This is a genomic window from Paenibacillus tundrae, from assembly GCF_036884255.1.
Taxonomy (GTDB): Bacteria; Bacillota; Bacilli; order Paenibacillales; family Paenibacillaceae; genus Paenibacillus.
On the sequence record NZ_CP145605.1, the window covers coordinates 3,027,078 to 3,047,837 of the forward strand.

The following is a 20,760-nucleotide window of genomic DNA, read 5'->3' on the forward strand; positions in this document are numbered from 1 at the left end:
TGAGCTCACTCTGCTTTTGAAACCGTCCATCTGCCAAAGATCGGCGTTTTTTTTGTTGTACAAGAGTTAGTGGTTATAGAAGTAAGGAGAGATATTGGTGGCTAGACGATCGTGCATATAAGGAAGTCTTCACCATAGCTGCAGCCTTGCCTCAAGAATCTTATTCATCTGTTCGACCATCTCTTCTGGTGTATACGGCATGGATTCGACGACCCACCACTCAATCAATCCTGTAATGGAAACGGATAAAAATTGGGCGAGTACATCCCTATGAATATCGCTTTCTAGTTTCATATGGTTCACCACCATAGTGACATTCCCCTTAATCATCTGTGTCATACGGTGTCTGAACGTGGGAATACCTTTGTTCGTAATCAGTACGCTATAGATCGCTGCATGCTCCTTCAGATACGTGAACGCACGAATTAACAGATCCCGGGACAGTTCGGTGGTGGTTCCTTCCTCCGGTATACAACTGTCTGCTAACATCATCAGATATGTATCCACGCTTTGCTCTAGTAAGTCGTATTTATCCGTAAAATGCAAATAAACTGTTCCCCGGTTGACATTAGCTCGATCCGCAATCCCCTGTATCGTAACTTTCTCAAAATCCTGCTCTCCTAACAGCTCAATAAACGCTTGCATAATCATTTGTCTTGATCGCATAATGCGTCGATCCATGGTTTTCTCCTTCTTTCTTGAACACATCCGGTGTTCAATGTTCAATTTTCAACAATAGCGAATGTGATTAGCCATTGCGCGTGCATTGTTCTCAATGATACCTTGATTGTAGTACACAGGTGTTATATATACAACATCTGTTAATTATGTGAGGGGGAATTCTATTGAAGATACTCGTGTATGGTGCGGGTGTGCAGGGAAGCTATCTAGCGCATGTTCTCGTTCAAGGCGGGCATGACGTGACTGTGTTAGCAAGAGGTAAGCGAGCGGAGGAATTGGAAAAGGAGGGAGTCGTCATCCGACATTACCTTCAGCGTAAGACAACGGTTGATTCCGTTCAGGTGATTCGTACATTAGAACCGGAAGATGTGTATGACTTAATCTTCGTCATGATGAAATATTCCGACTTCGAGGCTGTGCTGCCGATCCTCGCGGATAACGATAGCCGCCATATCGTGCTCGTCGGTAACAATATGGATACATACGCGATGCAGGACTATTTAAGCAAGTCTAAGAGATCACCTAAACAGGTTGCTTTTGGGTTCCAGACTACTGCTGGTACACGTGCTGACGGAAAAGTTATTTGTATCCGTGGCGGGCACGGTCAGATGGTCATCGGGGGATTGGATAGCACGATTCCTTTCCGTTCCCTACTGGAGCAGGCATTTATGCGAACCAAATACAAGCTTGATTTCGATGAACAAATCGATGCTTGGCTGAAAAATCACATGGTGTTGGTTGTGCCGATGAACATGGTCATTCTATTCCATGGCTTTCGGATGAAAGAGGTTGTGCGTGATGACAAGCGCATGCGTCAGATGGTGGCGGCGATGGGGGAGGGCTTCCGTGTATTAGATTCATTAGGGTATCCGCTAATTCCTGCGGGGCAAGCATCGTGGATTACCAAACATCCTCACTTCATCCGCTGGGCGCTAAAGCTATTCTTAGCGCTTCCGGTTAGTCGATTGATTGATGGAACAGTAGTAGAGCTCAAGGCGTTGAATAACTCATTCGCAGGTTGGAGAACTTTATCGGATGTGTCCACACCGAACTGGGATGCGTTAGAGGCAGAGTTGCTTAGCCTATCATAATCCTGATTCAAACCATAAAACTTAACGCAATGACAGGTGATTGATGAGATGAACGATAGATCAGCTTCAGTGTGTTCAATATGTTAGGTAGCTGTAGTTCAACTCTAGCAAACGTAAGGTTGGCAGATAAAGAAAAGCGCAAGCAACGGGGTTGATTTCACCGCGAAGCTTGCGCTTTAATACATTTCTTGAAAATTCATGCACTTCGATACGCTGAATCAACAATCGTCCAGCGATTTAGTATAGATTAATTAACGTTTTAAGCTTTTTCCGTTAGTGCTAATGATATCTTTGTACCAGTGGAACGATTTCTTACGATAACGTTCAAGTGTACCTGATCCATCATCATGACGGTCGACATAAATGTAGCCATAACGTTTTTTCAGTTGAGCGCTAGAAGCACTAACGACATCGATACATCCCCATGAGGTATAACCCATGACTTCAACGCCATCTTCGATCGCTTCAGCAACCTGTACTAGGTGATCATTCAGGTATTGGATACGGTAATCGTCTTCAACCGTTTTCTCACCATCAGCACCAGTAATAAGCTCGTCCACAGCACCAAGTCCATTTTCTACGATGAACAATGGTTTTTGGTAACGATCATAGAACATGTTCAATACATAGCGAAGTCCTTGCGGGTCAATTTGCCATCCCCATTCGCTTGCTGCGAGATAAGGGTTCGGAACGCCTCCAAGCAAGTTGCCTTCACCTGCTTTTTGTTTCTCCGGATCAGCTGTTTGGCAGATACTCATATAATAACTGAAGGAGATGAAATCAACCGTGTTGAGCAACATTTCCTCGTCGCCAGCTTCCATTTTAATCTCAATACCTTTTTCACGGAAATAACGTTTCATGTATCCTGGGTAACGACCTCTTACATGTACATCCCCGAAGAAATAGTTGCTATGCTCGAATTCCATCACTTTAATCATATCATCCGGGTTTGGTGTTAATGGGTACGTAGGCATACTGAGGATCATACAGCCAATCTGTGCACTTGGAATGATCTCATGACAGAGCTTCACTGCAGACGCACTCGCTACCAACTCGTGATGGATCGCTTGGAACAAGTCCTGCTTGCTCAATTTTTCTTTTGGTGTGTAGATACCACCACTCATGAATGGAGCTTCAAGAATAGAATTGATTTCATTGAATGTCAGCCAGTATTTAACTTTGTTTTTGTAGCGTTTAAATACTGTAGTAGCATAACGCTCATAGAATCCAACCATTTTACGATTAACCCACCCATCATACTCTTTGGAGAGATGCAGTGGTGTTTCATAGTGGGACAGAGTTACCAACGGTTCAATTCCATATTTAAGACACTCGTCGAAGAGATCGTCGTAGAATTGCAGACCTTCTTCATTAGGCTCCAATTCATCGCCTTTTGGGAAAATGCGTGACCATGCAATAGAGGTACGGAATACTTTGAAGCCCATTTCGGCAAAAAGCTTCACATCTTCTTTATAGCGATGATATAGATCGATGCCGATCAGTTTCATATTATCTTCTGTTGGTTCTTCTGTGATTGGCCCCATGATACCTCTAGGAGCTACGTCCTGCGTGGATAAGCCTTTACCACCTTCATTGTATGCACCTTCAGCTTGGTTCGCTGCGATTGCGCCACCCCATAAGAAGTTTTCTGGGAAGTTAAATTGAGCATTACTCATTCTGTATCACTCCAGTAGTCAAATTGGTTAAACGAATAAAAAAGTGATTATTGCCTGAAGCACTTGAAATGGAATCAAGCAACAGGCTGATAAAAAAAGCTTAAACGTTGTAACGGGTTACACGTCAAGTTTTACTTTTGACCTTTTGTTGAGGCATACTATATATAGCATCAGTGATATTATTAATCCCAATTCCTTAGGCGAACATTCTGCAACATGATGAGCGGGGAGAAAAGGAGTTCAGATGTCCAAGTTCGATGAAATTATGAAGCGATCTGGTTATTCGAAGGCAACCGTTTCACGAGTGATCAACAACTCACGTCACGTTAGTGACGAAGCGAGGCAGAAAATAACTGAGATTATGAAGCAATTAAATTATATTCCTAATCGAAATGCCATTTCGCTATCAACAGGGCAAACGAAGCAAATTGGCATCGTCACATCCACTTCAAATGCCATTATTCTATCTTTTATGAATCAATTTATTGATACAGCGATGGATTTTGGATTCCAAACACTGATTTATACAACGCGTGGAGATAAAGATATTGAATTAAAGGCTTTTGAAGATCTGCGGAGTAAACGTGTGGATGGATTAGCGATTATCGCATGTGTGAACGATCCTGAGAAGTTGAAGGCTTATCTGGAGTATGGTCCTATTGTTTCATGGCAGCGCATGGGGAATAACGAGATCCCGTCGGTTGCTATGGATCAGGCTGAAGGATATATTCTTGCACTGGAGCATCTGGTATCCAAAGGATACACGCGAATCGCCAACGTTTTCGGTCGGGCAGATAGCATAAATACGCAAAGTCGCAGAGTGGCGTATGAGACATTCATGGCGAGTAGAGGACTACCTGTGTTGAAGGAGGCTTATCAATACTGGGTATTTACTTCGTCAGATGGGGAAGAAGCGATGCGCAAAATGGCAAAAGCACCTGAACTTCCGCAAGCTGTATTATGCTCCAATGATTATGCAGCGATCGGCATTTTAAGTGAAGCGCGCAAACTACATATCAGCGTACCGGATCAACTCGCAATCGTTGGTTTCGATGATGTAGAACTGGCTCGTGTACTCGGAATCACGACGATACATAACCCGATTGCGGAACAGGCAACCCAGGCATTTCATCAATTATGGGCCGTGCTCGGCAGACAGACGATGGAGCCTGAGCCACTCACATATCGATTAATTGAACGTGAGACTACATAATTAGTCTGAACATCTGATCATTCTAATCAGGTGTTCTTTTTGTTCTTTAATTATTCAAATTTGAAGTAATTCATTATTGAAGACATGCGTTATACTGAACAGGAGTTTCAACTGTGTAGGGAGGGTCGTAACCTTTAAAGCATGATGTATCGACATATGACCAGCGAACAGTGATGCTTGAGTAAGCGTGCGATGTTACAAGTTACATATTTCACAAACTAAGAACAAATGAAAGGTGAGAATGAATGTTATGAAGACCATTACCGGCCGTTTTAGAATCGCAGGCATTTGGGAAGGGATTTCCTTCTTATTATTGCTTCTCGTTGCAATGCCATTGAAGTATTTTGCAGACATATCCTCAGCAGTAGCTGTGGTGGGCATGATTCATGGGGTTCTCTTTCCGTTATATCTCATTGCGCTAGTGCATATTGCGATCGTACATAAATGGAAGCCAGTGCGCTGGTTCATGGGTGTGCTTGCTGGATTTTTACCTTTTGGAACCTTTGTATTCGAATCGTATCTTCGCAAGAGAGATTGGAAGTAAATAAAAAAAGAACCTTGACATTCATCTGAATTTCGGCGGGGACTTGACAGGGGTATGGTATAGTTGAAAAGTTCAAGTGTTACTGAAATACGATAGAATGCAGGGGGATACCGTGTATCAATACAAGGATCAGGAATATGATGAAGTGCAATTTGATGGACGCGATTTACGTTACGGAGAACTCATAAGCTGTGTGTTTATAAGATGTACATTTATGAATGCAGAAATGGATGAAATTGAGACAAGTCATTGTCGTTTCATTGAATGCGACTTTCGAGGTGCGACACTGAATGGTTCATTTCATACCGAATCTGCCTTTGAGAATTGTAAGTTTAGTGGAGCGAATCTATTTGTCTCCAAATTCACTTCTTGCAAGATGACAGGCTCTGACTTCTCCGGAGCGCAGATCGATGGTGTTAGTATGCTTAAAGGAGACTGGTCGTATACGAATCTAAGGCATGCTAAGCTGGGGAAGCAGGATCTAAGAGGCATTCGTTTCTATGAAGCGGATCTCTCGGATACCGACTTGGGGAAAGCTGATCTGAGAGATTGCGATCTGTCCAGAGCGACATTAACCCGAACCAAGCTTGTAGGAGCCGACCTCCGCGGTGCTAATCTAGAAGGAATTGATTTGAAATCCATGGATGTAAAAGGTGCACGAATGGACAGAGAGCAAGCAGTTCTGTTTATGCGCTCATACGGGGCTAAGGTTGACTAGAGAGCCCAATGGATAAGAAATAGCTCAGGCGCTAGTAATAGCGTACTGAGCTATATTTATTTTGTGGTAACTTAATTAGTTTGAGCCAAACTGTAGCACTCGTACAAAGAAGGAATATAAACACGAGTTAGCATTGAATTCATACCACGTCCATTTTTATATTGTTAAACGCTTACAAGACAACGCCCGTCTTTAATTTACGGTAGTCCGTCGGTGTTAGTCCGGTGTGCTTTTTGAACTGTCTTGAGAAATAATACAGATCACTGAAGCCGAGATGTTCAGCAATGATGGTGATTGTACTTGGCGTGCAGCTTAATAGCTCCTTCGCTTTATCAATTTTTTTACCCGTAATATAGTGGATGGGCGGGACACCGATCTGCTGTTTGAAGAATCGAATAAAGTAATTAGGGTGCATGAAAGCGAGCTGCGCCAGCTCCTGAACAGAAATATTTTCTTCAATATGTGAATCAATGTAAGCTAATACAGCCGTGATTTTCTCAATGGCAGGCATATTCAGATAAGCAATCTGTTCGATATCCATTCGCATTACATATTGTGATATGAGCTCCATCAGTTTACTTTTGGCCATCATATGCCCATAGACTTCACCTGATTTCAGATACATAAGAATATCCCAGAAGATTGTATTGATCTGTTCAGGCTGATCGATCGTACAGAAGTGAGGGAACTTCACAATCTGGAATAGGTTGATGCCTCCAACCTTCGCGCTGAAATGACACCAGTATTTGAGAAAAGGTTGATCACTTATGGAAGAGTAGGACTGTGTTACTCCCTCAGGCATCAAAACGAGCTGACCTGGTACAGGATAGTATTCCTGTTCTCCAATTTTGAGCCAGCCTTCTCCCTCACAGATCCAATAAAATTTGCTGTAATCGGGCGTGTAATCCAAATCCCGCCAATCCAATCCGCAGCGATTATAATCGCCCATGTATAACTCAACTTCAAGGTTGGCTAAGTAGTGGGTAAGCAATGTATGTTGGTTCATACCTTCATCTCCCGACCATGTTAGTATTGTCCATCTATAGGTTAGTGATCTACATGTCTATTCCCGTCTGAAGCCACTACAATACAAGTGCAACCCATTAGTAGAAGGGATGAGGGCGACATGAAATTAGACAAAAACGAATATTTGAAACACATCGATACAACGATTGCGAATGGAAAGTACCAGGATAACTGGGGCTCGCTTCGTCAATTCAAAGTGCCCGATTGGTACCAGAACGCGAAGTTTGGCATATTTATTCACTGGGGGCTATACTCCGTACCTGCATATGATAGCGAATGGTATTCGCGAAATATGTATATTCAAGGCTCCAAAGCCTATGATCATCATCTAGAGGTATATGGTTCTCATAAGGATTTTGGGTACAAAGACTTCATCCCCATGTTTCAGGCAGAGAAGTTTGATGCAGATGAATGGGCTACACTGTTCAAGCAATCTGGCGCAAGATACGTGATGCCTGTAGCGGAGCACCATGATGGTTTTCAAATGTATCGAAGCTCCATCTCTCACTATAACACATATGAAATGGGACCCAAACGTGATCTGCTGGCAGAGATGAAAGCGGCTTATGAGAAGCAAGGGCTCACATTGTGTGTGTCATCACATCGCGCGGAGCATTGGTTCTTCATGTCCCATGGCAAAGAATTTGAATCGGATGTGCACGAGCCGTTAGAGCAGGGGGACTTCTATTGGCCTGCTAAGCCTGAACCTAAGGATCATTTCGACCTATATGATTGTCCGCCGAGCCAAGCATTTCTTGAGGACTGGTTGATCCGATGCTGTGAATTGGTTGATCAATATCAGCCACGTGTGTTTTATTTTGACTGGTGGATTCAGAACGCTGCGTTCAAGCCTTATTTGAAAAAATTCTGTGCCTACTATTACAACAAAGGGGAAGAGTGGGGTACACCTGTTGCAATTAATTATAAGCATGATGCGTTGATGTTTGGCTCTGCGGTTCCAGACGTGGAGAGGGGACAATTTGCTGAGCTTAAACCTTACTTCTGGCAAACGGATACAGCTGTCGCCAAAAATTCCTGGTGTTACACGGAAGGTAATGTGTATAAAACGGCAGGAGAGATTATAAGAGATTTTGTCGATATCGTGAGTAAGAATGGAAGTCTTCTGCTGAATGTGGGTCCTCGTGCCGATGGTACTATACCGGATGAAGATCGAAATCTGCTGCTAACGATCGGTAAATGGCTGGAAGTGAACGGTGAAGCGATCTATGATACCACGTACTGGCGCAAGTTTGGAGAAGGGCCAACGGAAATAAAGGAAGGACAGTTTACGGATGGGCAGACCAAACTGTTTACCAGTGAAGATATCCGATTTACGGTAAGAGATCATTATCTCTATGCATCCGTTCTGGTTTATCCGGAAAATGGTGTAGTTCATATTCAATCCTTGAAGGAAAAATCACCTTATTTTGAAGGAATCATCAAGGGAATTAAGATTCTTGGATTTGATGAACAACCTGAGTGGGTAAGAACGGGAGATGCTCTAACGATTACTACGACCAATGTACAAAGCGAATTGCCTGTGGTCTTTCAGATTGAATTGGATTGATAGCCAGATCGAGATATCGTTACATGCATGATGTGAGGAAATAGAGAGACTCAGAGACCAGTGCGTTTGAATCGCATTGGTTTTTTGATGTGTTTTAACCCATTCAGCGCTGTTGGAATATGTCATACAAACAAGGATAAGCACATTTTGCGCGAATTGACATTGTGAGTTAGCATCGATTGAACTATCTAATTAATAGAAATTTCATAATGACGAAATAATGTAGAGTATTTCAGTATTGATAGATATGATAAATACTTATAAAGGCTTAATTTCTAAATTTTTCAATAAATATGCTTGATTATCTCATAATACGACTCTATACTAAATCATAAAAATCCAATATAAATATAAATTGTAATTTATATGAAATTCAAGATGTTTTTCTACTAGGTTTCATCTAGCATGTTGACGATATACATTCAACGCCTCAGACACGATACAACCTTCTACTAACGCTTGTGATCACCCTCCGACATAGAACATACAAACGTTCGCTCACATCGATGATCTACGTTATCCCACTTCCAATGTTTACTCACTCACGATCGATCTATTGCAATGGCTATCCCAACAGAGTACCTACCTCATTAAATCTATTCATATCGATCCTATTAAAACCAATCCATTCTAATCACTATAGAAGTTGCCTGTTAGGGAGGTGAGGCTTAGCGTAGTCCAACAAGCTTCGTGATAATTCATATGTGGAGTTTCATTCAAAATGTTGTACCGTTTTATGACACGGCGATGAGCTACGTGCTTCGCTAGATTCCAAAAACCGGGTAAAGGGAGTGGAAAAGTTTGATAAAAGCAAAACGGTTACGTAAGCCCCTCTCATTAGGGTTATCGCTTCTACTTGCACTATCGATCGTTCAACCGGTTTCGGCTGACAACACCTCATCACAGAAGATGGACATGAAGTCTGGCGCAGCTAAAGTTACGACGTCCAAAGTTAATGCGAAGCTGAACACACAGTTTGAGAACAAGGATTATGTTACTTATTTAGTCAAAATGAAAGAGCAGGTTGATACGACAAAGGTCTCTCAACAGGCCATGGAGCAGGCCACAATTCAGAAGATGACCGCTTCGGCGACGAAGCTATCGGTTCGAACTTCTGTAGTGGGTTCTTTGCGGGAGACTGCTTCACGCACACAATATAATCTGGAACGTTTACTAGAAGAAGAGCTTGAGCTAGGTAAGGTAAAAGAATACAAAAGCTATTTTATCGTTAACTCTCTTGTAGTCACGAGCACAAAGGACGTCATGGAGCAGATTGCCCTTCATTCAGAAGTGGACAAAATCCTTCCGAACGAAGAACGTTTCCTCCAGAAAGTAGAAATCAACAAAGAGAAAGCAGATGAAGCAGCGAAAGCCACCGCAGCAACCGAAAATGTCGAATGGAATATCGATTATATCAATGCACCAGCAGTCTGGGAAAAGGGGATCGACGGGACAGGTATAGTGGTTGCGAACTTAGATAGCGGCGTTGATTACACCCATCCAGCGCTACGCAACCAGTGGAGAGGTATTGATGCTTCAGGTAATATTGTGAACCCTGAGCTTAGCTGGTATGACCCGCACAGCCGTGCATCCCTTCCTGCCGATGGCGACGGTCATGGAACCCACACGATGGGTACGATGGTCGGTGCCGAAGCAGATGGCTCCAATCAGATTGGTGTTGCTCCCGGTGCCAAATGGATTGGTGTTCGTATTTTCAATCCAAGCACAACGGATGCCATCATATTAGACGGCGGACAGTGGTTGCTTGCACCAGTCGATGCTGAAGGTAATCTACATCCGGAGCTTGCGCCGGATGTAGTGAACAACTCATGGGGCGGCGGACCAGGACTAGACGAGTGGTTCCGTCCAATGGTACAAGCTTGGCGTGACGCTCAGATTTTTCCTGAGTTCTCTGCAGGTAACGTCACCTTAACGAATCCGGGTGGTCCTGGTTCGGTCGCGAACCCAGCCAACTATCCAGAGAGCTTTGCGACAGGGGCAACAGATATCAATGGTAATCTGGGCTCGTTCTCCCTTCTAGGTCCATCTCCATATGATGAGATTAAACCGGATGTTGCTGCACCCGGTGTTAACATTCGTTCCGCCGTACCTGGCGGGGGATATGAGGGAGGCTGGGACGGTACGTCCATGGCTGGACCACATACAACAGCACTTGCAGCTCTGCTGCTCCAAGCCAATCATTCTCTGAATGTAGATCAGCTTGAGCAGATTATTATGGACACGGCGACACCCGCAACAGATCAACGATACCCAACCTCACCTAATAACGGGTATGGACACGGAATTATTAATGCTTTGGATGCAGTAGGTTCTGTGGTTGAAGGCATCGGTACAGTCTCTGGCAGAGTCGTTACCGCTGGAGATGATCTGGAAGAGCCTGTATTAGAGCATACGCCGGTTAACTCAGCTTTCTCAGGAATCGACGTTCCACTTACCGCGCACGTTACAGATAATGTGGCTGTGCTGTCGGTTGAGGCTTTTGCTAGAACGAAGGGAACTGACACCTATGTGTATTTGCCGATGCAACGAATTACTGGAGATAGTAAGGACGGCACATATTCGGCAACGATACCTTCATTTTTAGTGGAGTCACCTGGGCTAGAATATTATATTCGAGTTAACGATTATGGCAATAACGGTTTTGATAGTAAAGTGTATGACGTTGCTGTGTCAAATGGCGTTCAACCCGGATATATTCAGGATTTTGAGGAAAATGATCTCGGATTCACTTCCGGAGGGCCTGGAAATACGTGGGCATGGGGGGCACCAACCAGTGGTCCCAAACAGGCATACTCGGGCGAAAAACTGATTGCAACCAATTTGGAAGGTACTTATGCAGCGAATAGTAATGCTTATTTGCTCGCACCGCCCATTGATCTGACCGAAAGTCCAGAAGGGGCTATTCTATCCTTCAAGCATTGGTTCGATCTAGAGAATAACATTGATTTTGGTAAAGTATACATCGCAACAGAAGATCGCGATTTTGCTTTTGAAGAGATACTCAGTTTCACAGGAGCTGGGGGAGATTGGAAAACGCAATTTGTGGATCTAAGAGAATATGCAGGGCAACAGGTGTTTATCAAGTTTAATCTGACAAGTGATAATTCAATTCAAAAAGCAGGCTGGTACATCGATGACTTCTCGATCCAAGCACCAGATGATATTGCCCCGGCAGCACCAAGTGCTTTGTCTGCAACGAAAGACATTTTAGGCAATGTAACCTTGTCTTGGACGGGGCCAGAGGATGAAGACCTGAAGTCTTATGTGGTCTATCGTTCATCAAGCTCTGGTGAAAATTACGAGGCAATCGGCGATACAACGGCAACAACATTTATAGACACCGCGACAGTAACGGATACAACGTATTATTACACCGTTGCGGCGCTAGATTACAGTGGGAATGAAAGTGAGAAATCCAATGAAGCATCCGTGACTGTCGAAGTTCCAGAGGATATCTATACGGATTCGTTCGACGGCGATTCGGATAACGGATGGACACATGCAGGAACCAAGGATGAGTGGGAACGTGGAGTCCCGGTTAATGGACCTGCAAGTGCTGTATCAGCACCGAATGTTTGGGCAACCGATCTGGATAGTACGTATGAGAACGGTTCGAACTACTCTCTCGTATCTCCAGTTGTTGACCTGACAGAGCTTCCTGAAGCTACGCTGACATTTAACCACTGGTATGAGATTGAGGGTGGTTACGATTATGGTTACGTTGAAGCAACAACGGATGGTGGTGCAACATGGTCTGAGCTCGGGAAATTTTCACATAATACGATTGGGAAGCAATGGACTCCGGTATTTTATGATCTGAAAGCACTCACAGGTCATGAAGCTCAATTCCGATTCCGTTTAACCTCGGACAACAGTGTTGTGAAGCAAGGCTGGTACATTGATGATTTTCGTATTCTGGGTATTGCTACCGCTACGGTAACGACTGACCATGCTGTTGTGCTCAGTGGCGACAAGCCAAAACCAGTTTACGACAATCCTTGGTACAAGATCACACGTACGGACAAATATGAGTTTAATAAAACGAAGCAAGAAGCGCCGAAACAAGAACAGCCGCAAGATGGTTCCGTTTCACCACTAAGCTTGCCTGCGAGTGCTACGGTTACCGTGCTGGAGACGGGACGTTCTGTGAAAACAGATTCGGCGACTGGCAGATATAGCTTCACCCATGTCGCAGGAGAGTACACCTTGAAAGCAGAGGCGTACGGATATTATCCACGCACTGAGAGAGTTACCATTACAGATGGTGGCGGCGCGAAAGCCAACTTTAATCTGGAAGCGATACCTCATGGAGAAATTCAAGGTATTGTGACGGATGAACGCTCAGGTAAACCGATTGCTGGAGCAACGGTTCTTGTTCTCGAAGACGCTCAGGTAGGGGCAATTCGTTCCGGTACGGACGGTAGTTTTGTGCTTGAAGTTCTAGAAGGGACATATACACTTTCCGTAGTTGCAACGGATTATTACAGTAAAAAGGTGAACGTAACGGTTCCTGGCAATGGAACAGTGCAATCAAATGTTACGTTGAAGCCGTTTATCGGATTCCCAGGAGAAATTGCTTATGATGATGGAACCGCTGAAAATGCGAGAGCCTTTGTGGCAGCGAATAATGCTTGGGCTGTGCGCATGACACCAGACTTGGCTACGGCTCAACTTACAGGGGCTTCCTTCCGGTTCTGGAATACAGAATGGCCGCTACCAGGTGGTACAGCATTCCAGTACGCTGTGTACGATGCGAGCGGTGCGGCTGGTGCACCTGGACGATTGCTCGCAGGGCCTTTCGATGGGACAGCGCTGCGCAATGATCAGTGGACAACCGTTGAATTCCCTGAATCCGTGGTTGTAGAAGGCGACTTCTACATCGTGTATGTTCAGACAACCGAAGGCACACTAGCGCCTGGACTGGCGACTGACGAAACAGGAGTAAATGCTGGTCGCAGTTGGCAGCGAGTGAATGGTAACTGGACTACCGCACCTGCCGAAGAAGGCAATTATATGATCCGTGCAATCGTTAAATATCCAGTCAATGCACCTGTCATCACGACTTCCGTGAAAGGAACATATACGAATAAAACCAAAATTACCGTGAACGGCACTTCCCCAGCTTCTGGAGCAGAGGCTCGCATCTACAATGGCGGAAAAGTTGTAGGTACGACTCAGGTGGTGAATGGTAAATTCACGCATGAAGTGAACCTTCAGTCAGGAGTGAACGCACTCACGGCAGAGGTAATCGTGAACGGCAAAGCAACGGATCGCTCTCTTCCAGTTGTCGTTATCTTGGACAAGACAGCGCCCGTATTAAACATCCTTACACCTGAAGAGGGAAGTCGCACAAACGCTGAAGTCGTTCATGTTACAGGCAATGTGGTGGAAGCATTCCTGGATACGGTAACCGTGAATGGACAGAAGGTTACCGTTGGCCAAGATCGAAGCTTCAGTCACCGGGTACTTGTGAATGAAGGCAAGAATACCATTACCATTACAGCCAAAGACCTTGCAGGGAATATAACCACGATTACTCGAATCGTACAAGTGGAGACTGTGTTGCCAGAAATAACGAATATAATGCCGGCTGAAGATGTTCGCATTACCTCTGGCGAGAGCGTCACAGTTTCGTTTGAGAGTGCACCGAATTTGCAGGCTTCGTTCCGAATTGAATTGCCGCTCGACCTGCAAGCAAGAGCGGGAATTCCATTGACGGAAAGTTCCCCAGGGCATTATACAGGAACGTATACAACACCTGAATCCTTAGTTCTGGATGGTGGCGTTATCGTGATCAAAGTTCGTGATGCTGCAGGCAATGAAACTGAGATTGAAGCAGCTGGACGTTTGCACGTTTCAGCACCTAACGCTGTCGAGTCACCATCCGAAATTCCTGATACACCAGGAGCAGAGGACGTGGACTCGCCAACAGATGTCGACAATGATGCTGAACCGATCACATAATACGGATGGAGTTTAAAATGTAAACGCAATGGAATGCCCCAATCCTTTCTAAATAAGAAGGGAGCGGGGCTTTTTCTTTTGTATTTAAGTGAATATGTTCCATGAACAACTTACGGTTGAATGTCAAGATAAGGTATATCGACTAAAGAAGTGCCAGAGACTTCTATCGGTTTGTATTTATCGTCTAGCATTAATGTTGTTGACGGTATATAAGGTGAAGTATATATTGAAACAAATAAATGGTTTAAGGTTTATACCTTATAGGTTTGGTCATCGTGCAAAGTAATAACAGAATGGAGAGAGTTGATGAAGGATTCTTGGAAGTTTGATACGAAGGTGGTTCATGTAGGACATCAACCGGATGAGTGCACAGGTGCTGTCTCTCAACCGATCGTTCCTGCTGTTGCGTATGCTTTTCCGAACGCGGATGCTGCCGCAGCCGTTGTATCAGGACAGATGGAAGGCACGTTCTATGGAAGATATGGTAATCCAACCACACGCACGTTGGAGCTAAAAATCGCGGAGTTGGAAAGTGGAGAGGACGCGATTGCTTTAAGCAGTGGGATGGCAGCGATCTCTTCAGCATTGTTGGCCTTTTTGCAACATGGAGATCATGTCGTTGTAACAAAAGATATTTATGGAGGAACCTACAATTTTGTAACCCAGATGGGGGCGCGTTTTGGTATCAGCCACGACTTCGTGGATTGTACGAACCTTGAGGCTTTGGAGCTGTCCATTCAAGAGAATACCAAGGCCATTTATGTAGAGACACCATCTAACCCGCTGTTAACGATTCTGGATCTGAAGCAGATTGCCAAGATTGCTAATTCCCGAGGCATTCCACTCATTGTAGATAATACATTTATGACACCATATCTTCAGCGTCCGCTTGAGTCTGGGGCTGATGTTGTTGTGCATAGTGCAACCAAGTATCTGAACGGTCATGGAGATGTCGTCGCAGGTGTTGTCGTTGCTTCCAGCCAAGTTATTGAATTTATCCGTAAAAGAATAGCAGGTGACCTCGGTCAAAATCTTAACGCATGGGAGTCATTTCTTATTCTAAGGGGAATGAAAACGCTTGGTCTTCGAGTACGTGCGCATTGCCAGAATGCACGTAAGGTTGCAGAATTTCTAGCCGCACATCCGCATGTTCAAGCCTTGCATTATCCAGGGCTCACGTCTCATCCTCAGCATGAATTGGCGAAGCAACAGATGGATGACATGGGTGGGGTCGTTTCATTTGAGGTCAAGGGAGGGCTAGAGGCAGCTAAGGCATTTATGAATCAGTTGAAACTCATACTAATTTCATTCAGCCTAGGTGATCCTGAGACATTGGTGCAGCACCCTGCTACGATGACACATTTCTCCATACCCCAAGAGGAAAGACTACAGTTTGGTATTACGGATGGTCTAATCCGCTTGTCTGTGGGACTGGAGGATGCACAAGATATCATCGCAGATCTTCAACAAGCTTTAGCTGTCATTGGAGAGCAGATGGAACAGATGGAGCATCCCAAAGTGAACGAAGTTGTGAATGCCTCTGTCGAATAAGAAATAAATATGCTGAATTTTGAAAAAAAATGATTGCATATCTGTTTACTCGGAATTATATTAAGAGTATAAGTTTAATGGTATAAGGTTTAGACAATAGATCAATCGGAGGGTGAATATGCTTAACCAACAGACTTTCCAATTTGAGAAAGTTTCCGCAATAAAGGTTAGTGAATTTATTAGGGAGCAGTTGGAGGAAGCCATAATACTCAAGGAAATGTTGAGTGAGGATCAGCTCCCTTCCGAAAGAGAGTTAGCTGAAATTTTCAATGCCAGCCGAATTACAGTGCGTGAAGCACTGTCTGCTCTAGAAGCCAAAGGCTTAATCGAGAAGCGTGTGGGTGCCAAGGGAGGCACCTTTATCCTTCCGATCACGGCCAATGCACATAAGCGAACCAAGGAAGAGATTATGCGGGACTGGGATCAAATGTTACATGTGTTCGAATATCGTACGATTGTTGAGCCAGAAGGTGCTTTTCTGGCTGCTGAGCGGATCACCGCAGGCGAGCTGGAGTTACTTGAAAGCTATATTGAGCAGAGCGTACAGCCAGATTGCTCGCGGGAATGGTTCCGGGCGCTTGACGTTAAGTTCCATCTGACCATCGCAAAAGCATCGGGGAACCCGTATCTGGAGTCAGCGGTAAGACAGATTCGAACCAAGATCAATCCAGCGCTGGATCTCATGCCCTATAACGAACATGTTCGCTCTCTTAATCAGGGTGTACATACAGAGATTTTGGAGGCTTTGAAGGCTCATGATCCTGCTAGATCACGCGATACGATGAAAAAGCATATCGCTTTCTCTGCGGATGCTATTTACTCTCGTCTGGTTTCACCGGAACAACAAGAAGGGAATGAGCAATAATGCAACATATCGATTTATATCAGCTTGCACAAGAACTTCAGCCTCGTTTGGTAGATTGGCGGAGGGATTTTCATCGTCATCCGGAGATTGGTTACGAAGAGCATCGAACATCGGAGATCGTAGCTGCACACTTAGAGAGTCTAGGACTTGAAGTGACGCGCCATGTAGGGAAGACCGGAGTAGTTGGTCTGCTGCGCGGTGAGAGCGATGGGCCAACCTTTGCACTTCGAGCGGATATGGATGCATTACCGATTCAGGATCAGAAAACAGTAGAGTACAGCTCACAGATTGAAGGCAAAGCTCATTTGTGTGGTCACGATGCCCATACAACGATTCTGATGGGAGCGGCTGAACTTCTGACCAAGTTGGGACGACCCCAATCAGGTAACATCAAATTTGTCTTTCAGCCTGCCGAAGAGGGACTTGCTGGCGCACGTGCAATGATTCAGGATGGTGTGCTGGAGAATCCGAAGGTCGATGCAATCGCAGGACTTCATGTGACTCCAGGTCAGGATACTGGAACGGTCGGTGTGAGCAGAGGAGTTGCATTTGCTTCTGCGGATCGTTTGGTCATTCGTGTTCTGGGCAAAGGCGGACATGCTGCTAGACCACATGAAGGTATCGACGCGATTGCCGTATCTGCTCAAGTGATCACAGCCTTGCAGAATCTCGCGAGTCGTATGGTAGATCCGCTAGAACCTGTCGTGGTAACGATCGGCAAAATTACAGGTGGTTATATGGGAACAGCCATTGCGGATGAGGTTGAAATGATCGGAACGGTGAGAACACTTTCTCCGGCAGTGCGTGAGCGAATGCCTGCACTGATCGAACAGGTGGTAAGCGGTGTATGCAGCTCGTTTGGAGCAGGCCATGAAGTCATTTATGGGGATGGTTATCCGGTTGTTGTTAACGATTTAGACATGGTGGATTTTCTTGGGGAAACGGTTGATGGACTCGATTGGGCCAAAGGCTGGAGCAGTATTCCACCTTCCACGGGAGGCGAGGATTTTGCATTCTACTGTGAGCAGATTCCTGGTGTATTCTTCCGACTAGGATCAGGTAATGAAGAAGAACGAACTCGTTACGCACTCCATCATCCGATGTTCGACCTGGATGAGAACGTGATGCCGTATGGTGTAGCTATGCTTTCAGCAATCGCATTACAATTTTTGAGCAAGAACACAACTCAGGGGGAGCGTGCAAAATGAGAAAAAGACAATGGACAAGCATGTTGATTACACTACTGGCTGTAGTATTGGTGCTCAGCGCTTGCGGAAGTAAAGCAACGGACACAGGAACGAACTCCACATCCGGTGAAGCGAGCAGTGACACTGCACCAAGCACAACGCTTACGATTGCGGCAGCGACCGATATTGAAAGCTTCGATCCACACAATAACAACAACACTTCAAGTGAAGCTGTATTGGTTAACGTATTCGATTACTTGATCAAGAACGACAGTGAACAGAAGAAAGTTCCTGGGCTTGCTACTTCATGGGAGCAAGTTAATGATACAACTTGGAGATTCAATCTGCGTGAAGGCGTTACTTTCCATAACGGAGATCCGTTCACAGCAGATGATGTGAAATACACGCTGGAGCGTGTAGCGAAAGATAGCGCTTTGAAGCAAAATAGTTATTTCAAAAACATCGTTGAAGTGAAGGTTGTGGATGAGCACACCGCCGACATTATTACTGACGGACCAGATCCATTGCTCTTGAACCGTCTGTCCAAGATGGGCGCAGGCATTCTCCCAGCTAAATATATTGAAGAAAACGGAATCGATGCATTCTTGAAACAACCGGTAGGAACAGGACCTTACAAGTTCAGCAAATGGAACAAAGATGATCGTGTTGAACTCGTGAAAAATGAGAATTACTTCGATGGTGAGCCAAAATGGAATGAAGTTGTGTTCCGTGTAATTCCAGAAGCGTCCACACGTGTATCTGAATTGCTTGCAGGCGGAGTCGATGTCGCTTCATCGATCCCATCTACAGATATCGCTCGTATTGAAGGCGAAGCCGACAAAAAGATCGTGAAGGCACCAATCCAACGTGTGCTTCAGTTGATCTTCCGTCAAACAGAAGGCAGCATCACGGCTGATCCTAAGGTTCGTGAAGCTATTGATCTTGCGATTGATAAACAAGGCATTGTAGACAGTATTGCTGGAGGCGCAGGTATCGTAACTCGCACATCTGTAACACCAGGTAACTTCGGTGCTGATCCATCACTCTACAAAACATCACTCTATGACCTAGAGAAGGCGAAGCAGCTGTTGACCGATGCGGGTTATGCTGAAGGTGAAGCAGAGATGACGATCTCGGTGTCCTCTCAATACAAGGAACAGGCAGAGGTTGTAGCTGCAATGCTCGAACAGGCTGGATTCAAAATCAACCTGGATGTGCTCGAACCAAGTGCGTTCAGCGAACGTTACAGCTCCAAGTCATTCAAGGAAATCTTCATGATTGGTATCGGTAACTCTCTATTTGACGCATCGAATAACTACAACCGTTACATGACAGAAGAAGCCAAAGGCGAATCCGATTACAACAATCCGGAAGTGGAGAAGTTGCTCCAATCCGCATTGGTGAATATGGATCCTGAGGCTCGTGAGAAAGAGTATCAACAAGTACAGCAAATTTTTGCAGAAGAACGTCCGGCGGTATACCTCTACCAGATGGAAGGTGTCTACGGAACGAATGCAAACGTGAATTTTGTGCCTCGTAGTGACGAAATGTTCTATGCTGACGAGATTACTCCTGCAAAATAACATCGGACAGAACAGTCTGTCATCGCAAGGATAAGCCGTAAACGGCAGGGACTGGATACCATGTTCCTGCCGTTTCTTTATTCACGCCAAGGTACAGTATTCATATAGGAAGTTGTTGCTAAGATTAATGGTTATGGAGGTGAACGCAGAATGGGGAAGTATGTACTTAAATCTTTACTTCAAGTTATTCCGGTGTTATTCATCGTTTCACTCATCGTATTCATCTTGGTCAGAGTCACTGGAGATCCCGTTGCACTTATGCTTCCGGAGACAGCCACTGCTGAGGATCGGGCTGTACTGACACAAGCGCTTGGACTGGATCAGCCGCTATACACGCAATACATCAAATTCCTGGGCAGCGCATTGCAGGGAGATTTTGGTCAATCTTTTCGGTACAATGAGCCGGCTCTGCAACTTGTCTTAGAGCGTTTGCCTGCCAGTTTTGAACTCGCTGTAGCTGCAATGTTTTTTGCGGTAATTATGGCGATTCCGTTAGGTGTGGCTTCAGCTGTTAAACGGAACACATTCACGGATTTGATCATTTCAGGTATCTCCGTTATAGGTAAAGCCATGCCAAACTTCTGGATGGGGATCATGCTCATTCTACTCTTTTCCGTCATGTGGGGAGTGCTGCCTGTATCCGGTCGGGGGGGAATAAGCCATTTAATCCTACCTGCATTTACGCTAGGTGTCGGATTGGCGGCTCAGATGACTCGTCTGATACGTTCCAGCATGTTAGATATTTTGAGCCAAGACTATATTCGTACCGCTCGAAGTAAGGGACTGGGTCGTATGGTTGTCATCGGAAAGCACGCGTTCCGTAACGGATTGATTCCTGTGGTGACGATCATGAGTCTGCAATTTACGAGTTTGATCGGTGGGACTTTGATTACAGAGACCGTATTCTCCTGGCCAGGACTTGGTCAGTTACTAGTAGTTGCAGTGAACACACATGATATGGCGATTGTACAAGCAGCGGTATTTGTGATTGCATTCATTGTGGTTATTACCAATATCTTGACGGATGTAGTCTATCGACTGCTTGATCCGCGAATCAAATACGACTAGAGGGA

General features: G+C 45.0%; 14 protein-coding genes. 11 read left to right on the forward strand and 3 right to left on the reverse strand.

Annotated elements, in window-relative coordinates; genetic code table 11:
- Nucleotides 1-129 precede the first annotated feature (129 nt).
- Entirely contained in the window at nucleotides 130-681 is a 552-nt protein-coding gene (locus V6W81_RS13520) for a TetR/AcrR family transcriptional regulator (protein WP_239288977.1), read from the reverse strand.
- 164 nt (nucleotides 682-845) lie between these two features.
- On the opposite strand from V6W81_RS13520, the gene V6W81_RS13525 reads away from it, so the two are divergent.
- A complete protein-coding gene (locus V6W81_RS13525) occupies nucleotides 846-1,772 on the forward strand; it encodes a ketopantoate reductase family protein (protein WP_338543716.1) in 927 nt (308 codons plus the stop codon).
- A 251-nt stretch (nucleotides 1,773-2,023) separates the two neighbouring features.
- On the opposite strand, the gene V6W81_RS13530 is transcribed toward V6W81_RS13525, so the two are convergent.
- Nucleotides 2,024-3,448 carry a glycoside hydrolase family 1 protein gene (locus V6W81_RS13530; protein ID WP_145047552.1) on the reverse strand — a complete coding sequence of 475 codons (1,425 nt, stop codon included), beginning with the start codon at nucleotides 3,446-3,448 and terminating at the stop codon, nucleotides 2,024-2,026.
- A 244-nt stretch (nucleotides 3,449-3,692) separates the two neighbouring features.
- On the opposite strand from V6W81_RS13530, the gene V6W81_RS13535 reads away from it, so the two are divergent.
- From V6W81_RS13535 to V6W81_RS13545, 3 genes are all read left to right on the forward strand, one after another.
- Nucleotides 3,693-4,661 carry a LacI family DNA-binding transcriptional regulator gene (locus V6W81_RS13535; protein ID WP_338543717.1) on the forward strand — a complete coding sequence of 323 codons (969 nt, stop codon included), beginning with the start codon at nucleotides 3,693-3,695 and terminating at the stop codon, nucleotides 4,659-4,661.
- Nucleotides 4,662-4,911: 250 nt separating this feature from the next.
- Nucleotides 4,912-5,205, forward strand: coding sequence for a DUF3817 domain-containing protein (locus V6W81_RS13540; protein ID WP_128102363.1), 294 nt, complete (start codon nucleotides 4,912-4,914; stop codon nucleotides 5,203-5,205).
- A gap of 112 nt (nucleotides 5,206-5,317) precedes the next feature.
- On the forward strand, nucleotides 5,318-5,923 hold the full coding sequence (locus V6W81_RS13545; protein WP_186380906.1) for a pentapeptide repeat-containing protein: 606 nt from the start codon (nucleotides 5,318-5,320) through the stop codon (nucleotides 5,921-5,923).
- Between the two features lie 172 nt (nucleotides 5,924-6,095).
- On the opposite strand, the gene V6W81_RS13550 is transcribed toward V6W81_RS13545, so the two are convergent.
- On the reverse strand, nucleotides 6,096-6,929 hold the full coding sequence (locus tag V6W81_RS13550) for an AraC family transcriptional regulator (RefSeq protein ID WP_338543718.1): 834 nt from the start codon (nucleotides 6,927-6,929) through the stop codon (nucleotides 6,096-6,098).
- A 120-nt stretch (nucleotides 6,930-7,049) separates the two neighbouring features.
- On the opposite strand from V6W81_RS13550, the gene V6W81_RS13555 reads away from it, so the two are divergent.
- The 7 genes from V6W81_RS13555 to V6W81_RS13585 all read left to right on the forward strand — a co-directional run bounded on the left by V6W81_RS13555 (nucleotide 7,050) and on the right by V6W81_RS13585 (nucleotide 20,755).
- Complete coding sequence (locus tag V6W81_RS13555) at nucleotides 7,050-8,516, forward strand: alpha-L-fucosidase (RefSeq protein ID WP_338543719.1); 1,467 nt, start codon at nucleotides 7,050-7,052, stop codon at nucleotides 8,514-8,516.
- Between the two features lie 801 nt (nucleotides 8,517-9,317).
- Entirely contained in the window at nucleotides 9,318-14,501 is a 5,184-nt protein-coding gene (locus V6W81_RS13560; RefSeq protein WP_338543721.1) for a S8 family serine peptidase, read from the forward strand.
- Between the two features lie 306 nt (nucleotides 14,502-14,807).
- Entirely contained in the window at nucleotides 14,808-16,052 is a 1,245-nt protein-coding gene (locus V6W81_RS13565) for a trans-sulfuration enzyme family protein (RefSeq protein WP_338543723.1), read from the forward strand.
- Nucleotides 16,053-16,170: 118 nt separating this feature from the next.
- Nucleotides 16,171-16,917, forward strand: a complete 747-nt coding sequence (locus V6W81_RS13570; protein WP_145047558.1) for a FadR/GntR family transcriptional regulator — start codon at nucleotides 16,171-16,173, stop codon at nucleotides 16,915-16,917.
- Nucleotides 16,917-18,125: a M20 metallopeptidase family protein gene (locus V6W81_RS13575; protein WP_338543724.1), complete on the forward strand. Its 1,209-nt coding sequence runs from the start codon at nucleotides 16,917-16,919 to the stop codon at nucleotides 18,123-18,125. The genes V6W81_RS13570 and V6W81_RS13575 overlap by 1 nt, the downstream gene beginning before the upstream one ends.
- Complete coding sequence (locus tag V6W81_RS13580; protein ID WP_338543725.1) at nucleotides 18,122-19,687, forward strand: ABC transporter substrate-binding protein; 1,566 nt, start codon at nucleotides 18,122-18,124, stop codon at nucleotides 19,685-19,687. Before V6W81_RS13575 ends, V6W81_RS13580 begins: the two co-directional genes overlap by 4 nt.
- Nucleotides 19,688-19,837: 150 nt before the next feature.
- Nucleotides 19,838-20,755, forward strand: a complete 918-nt coding sequence (locus V6W81_RS13585) for an ABC transporter permease (protein WP_056691952.1) — start codon at nucleotides 19,838-19,840, stop codon at nucleotides 20,753-20,755.
- Nucleotides 20,756-20,760: the final 5 nt, after the last annotated feature.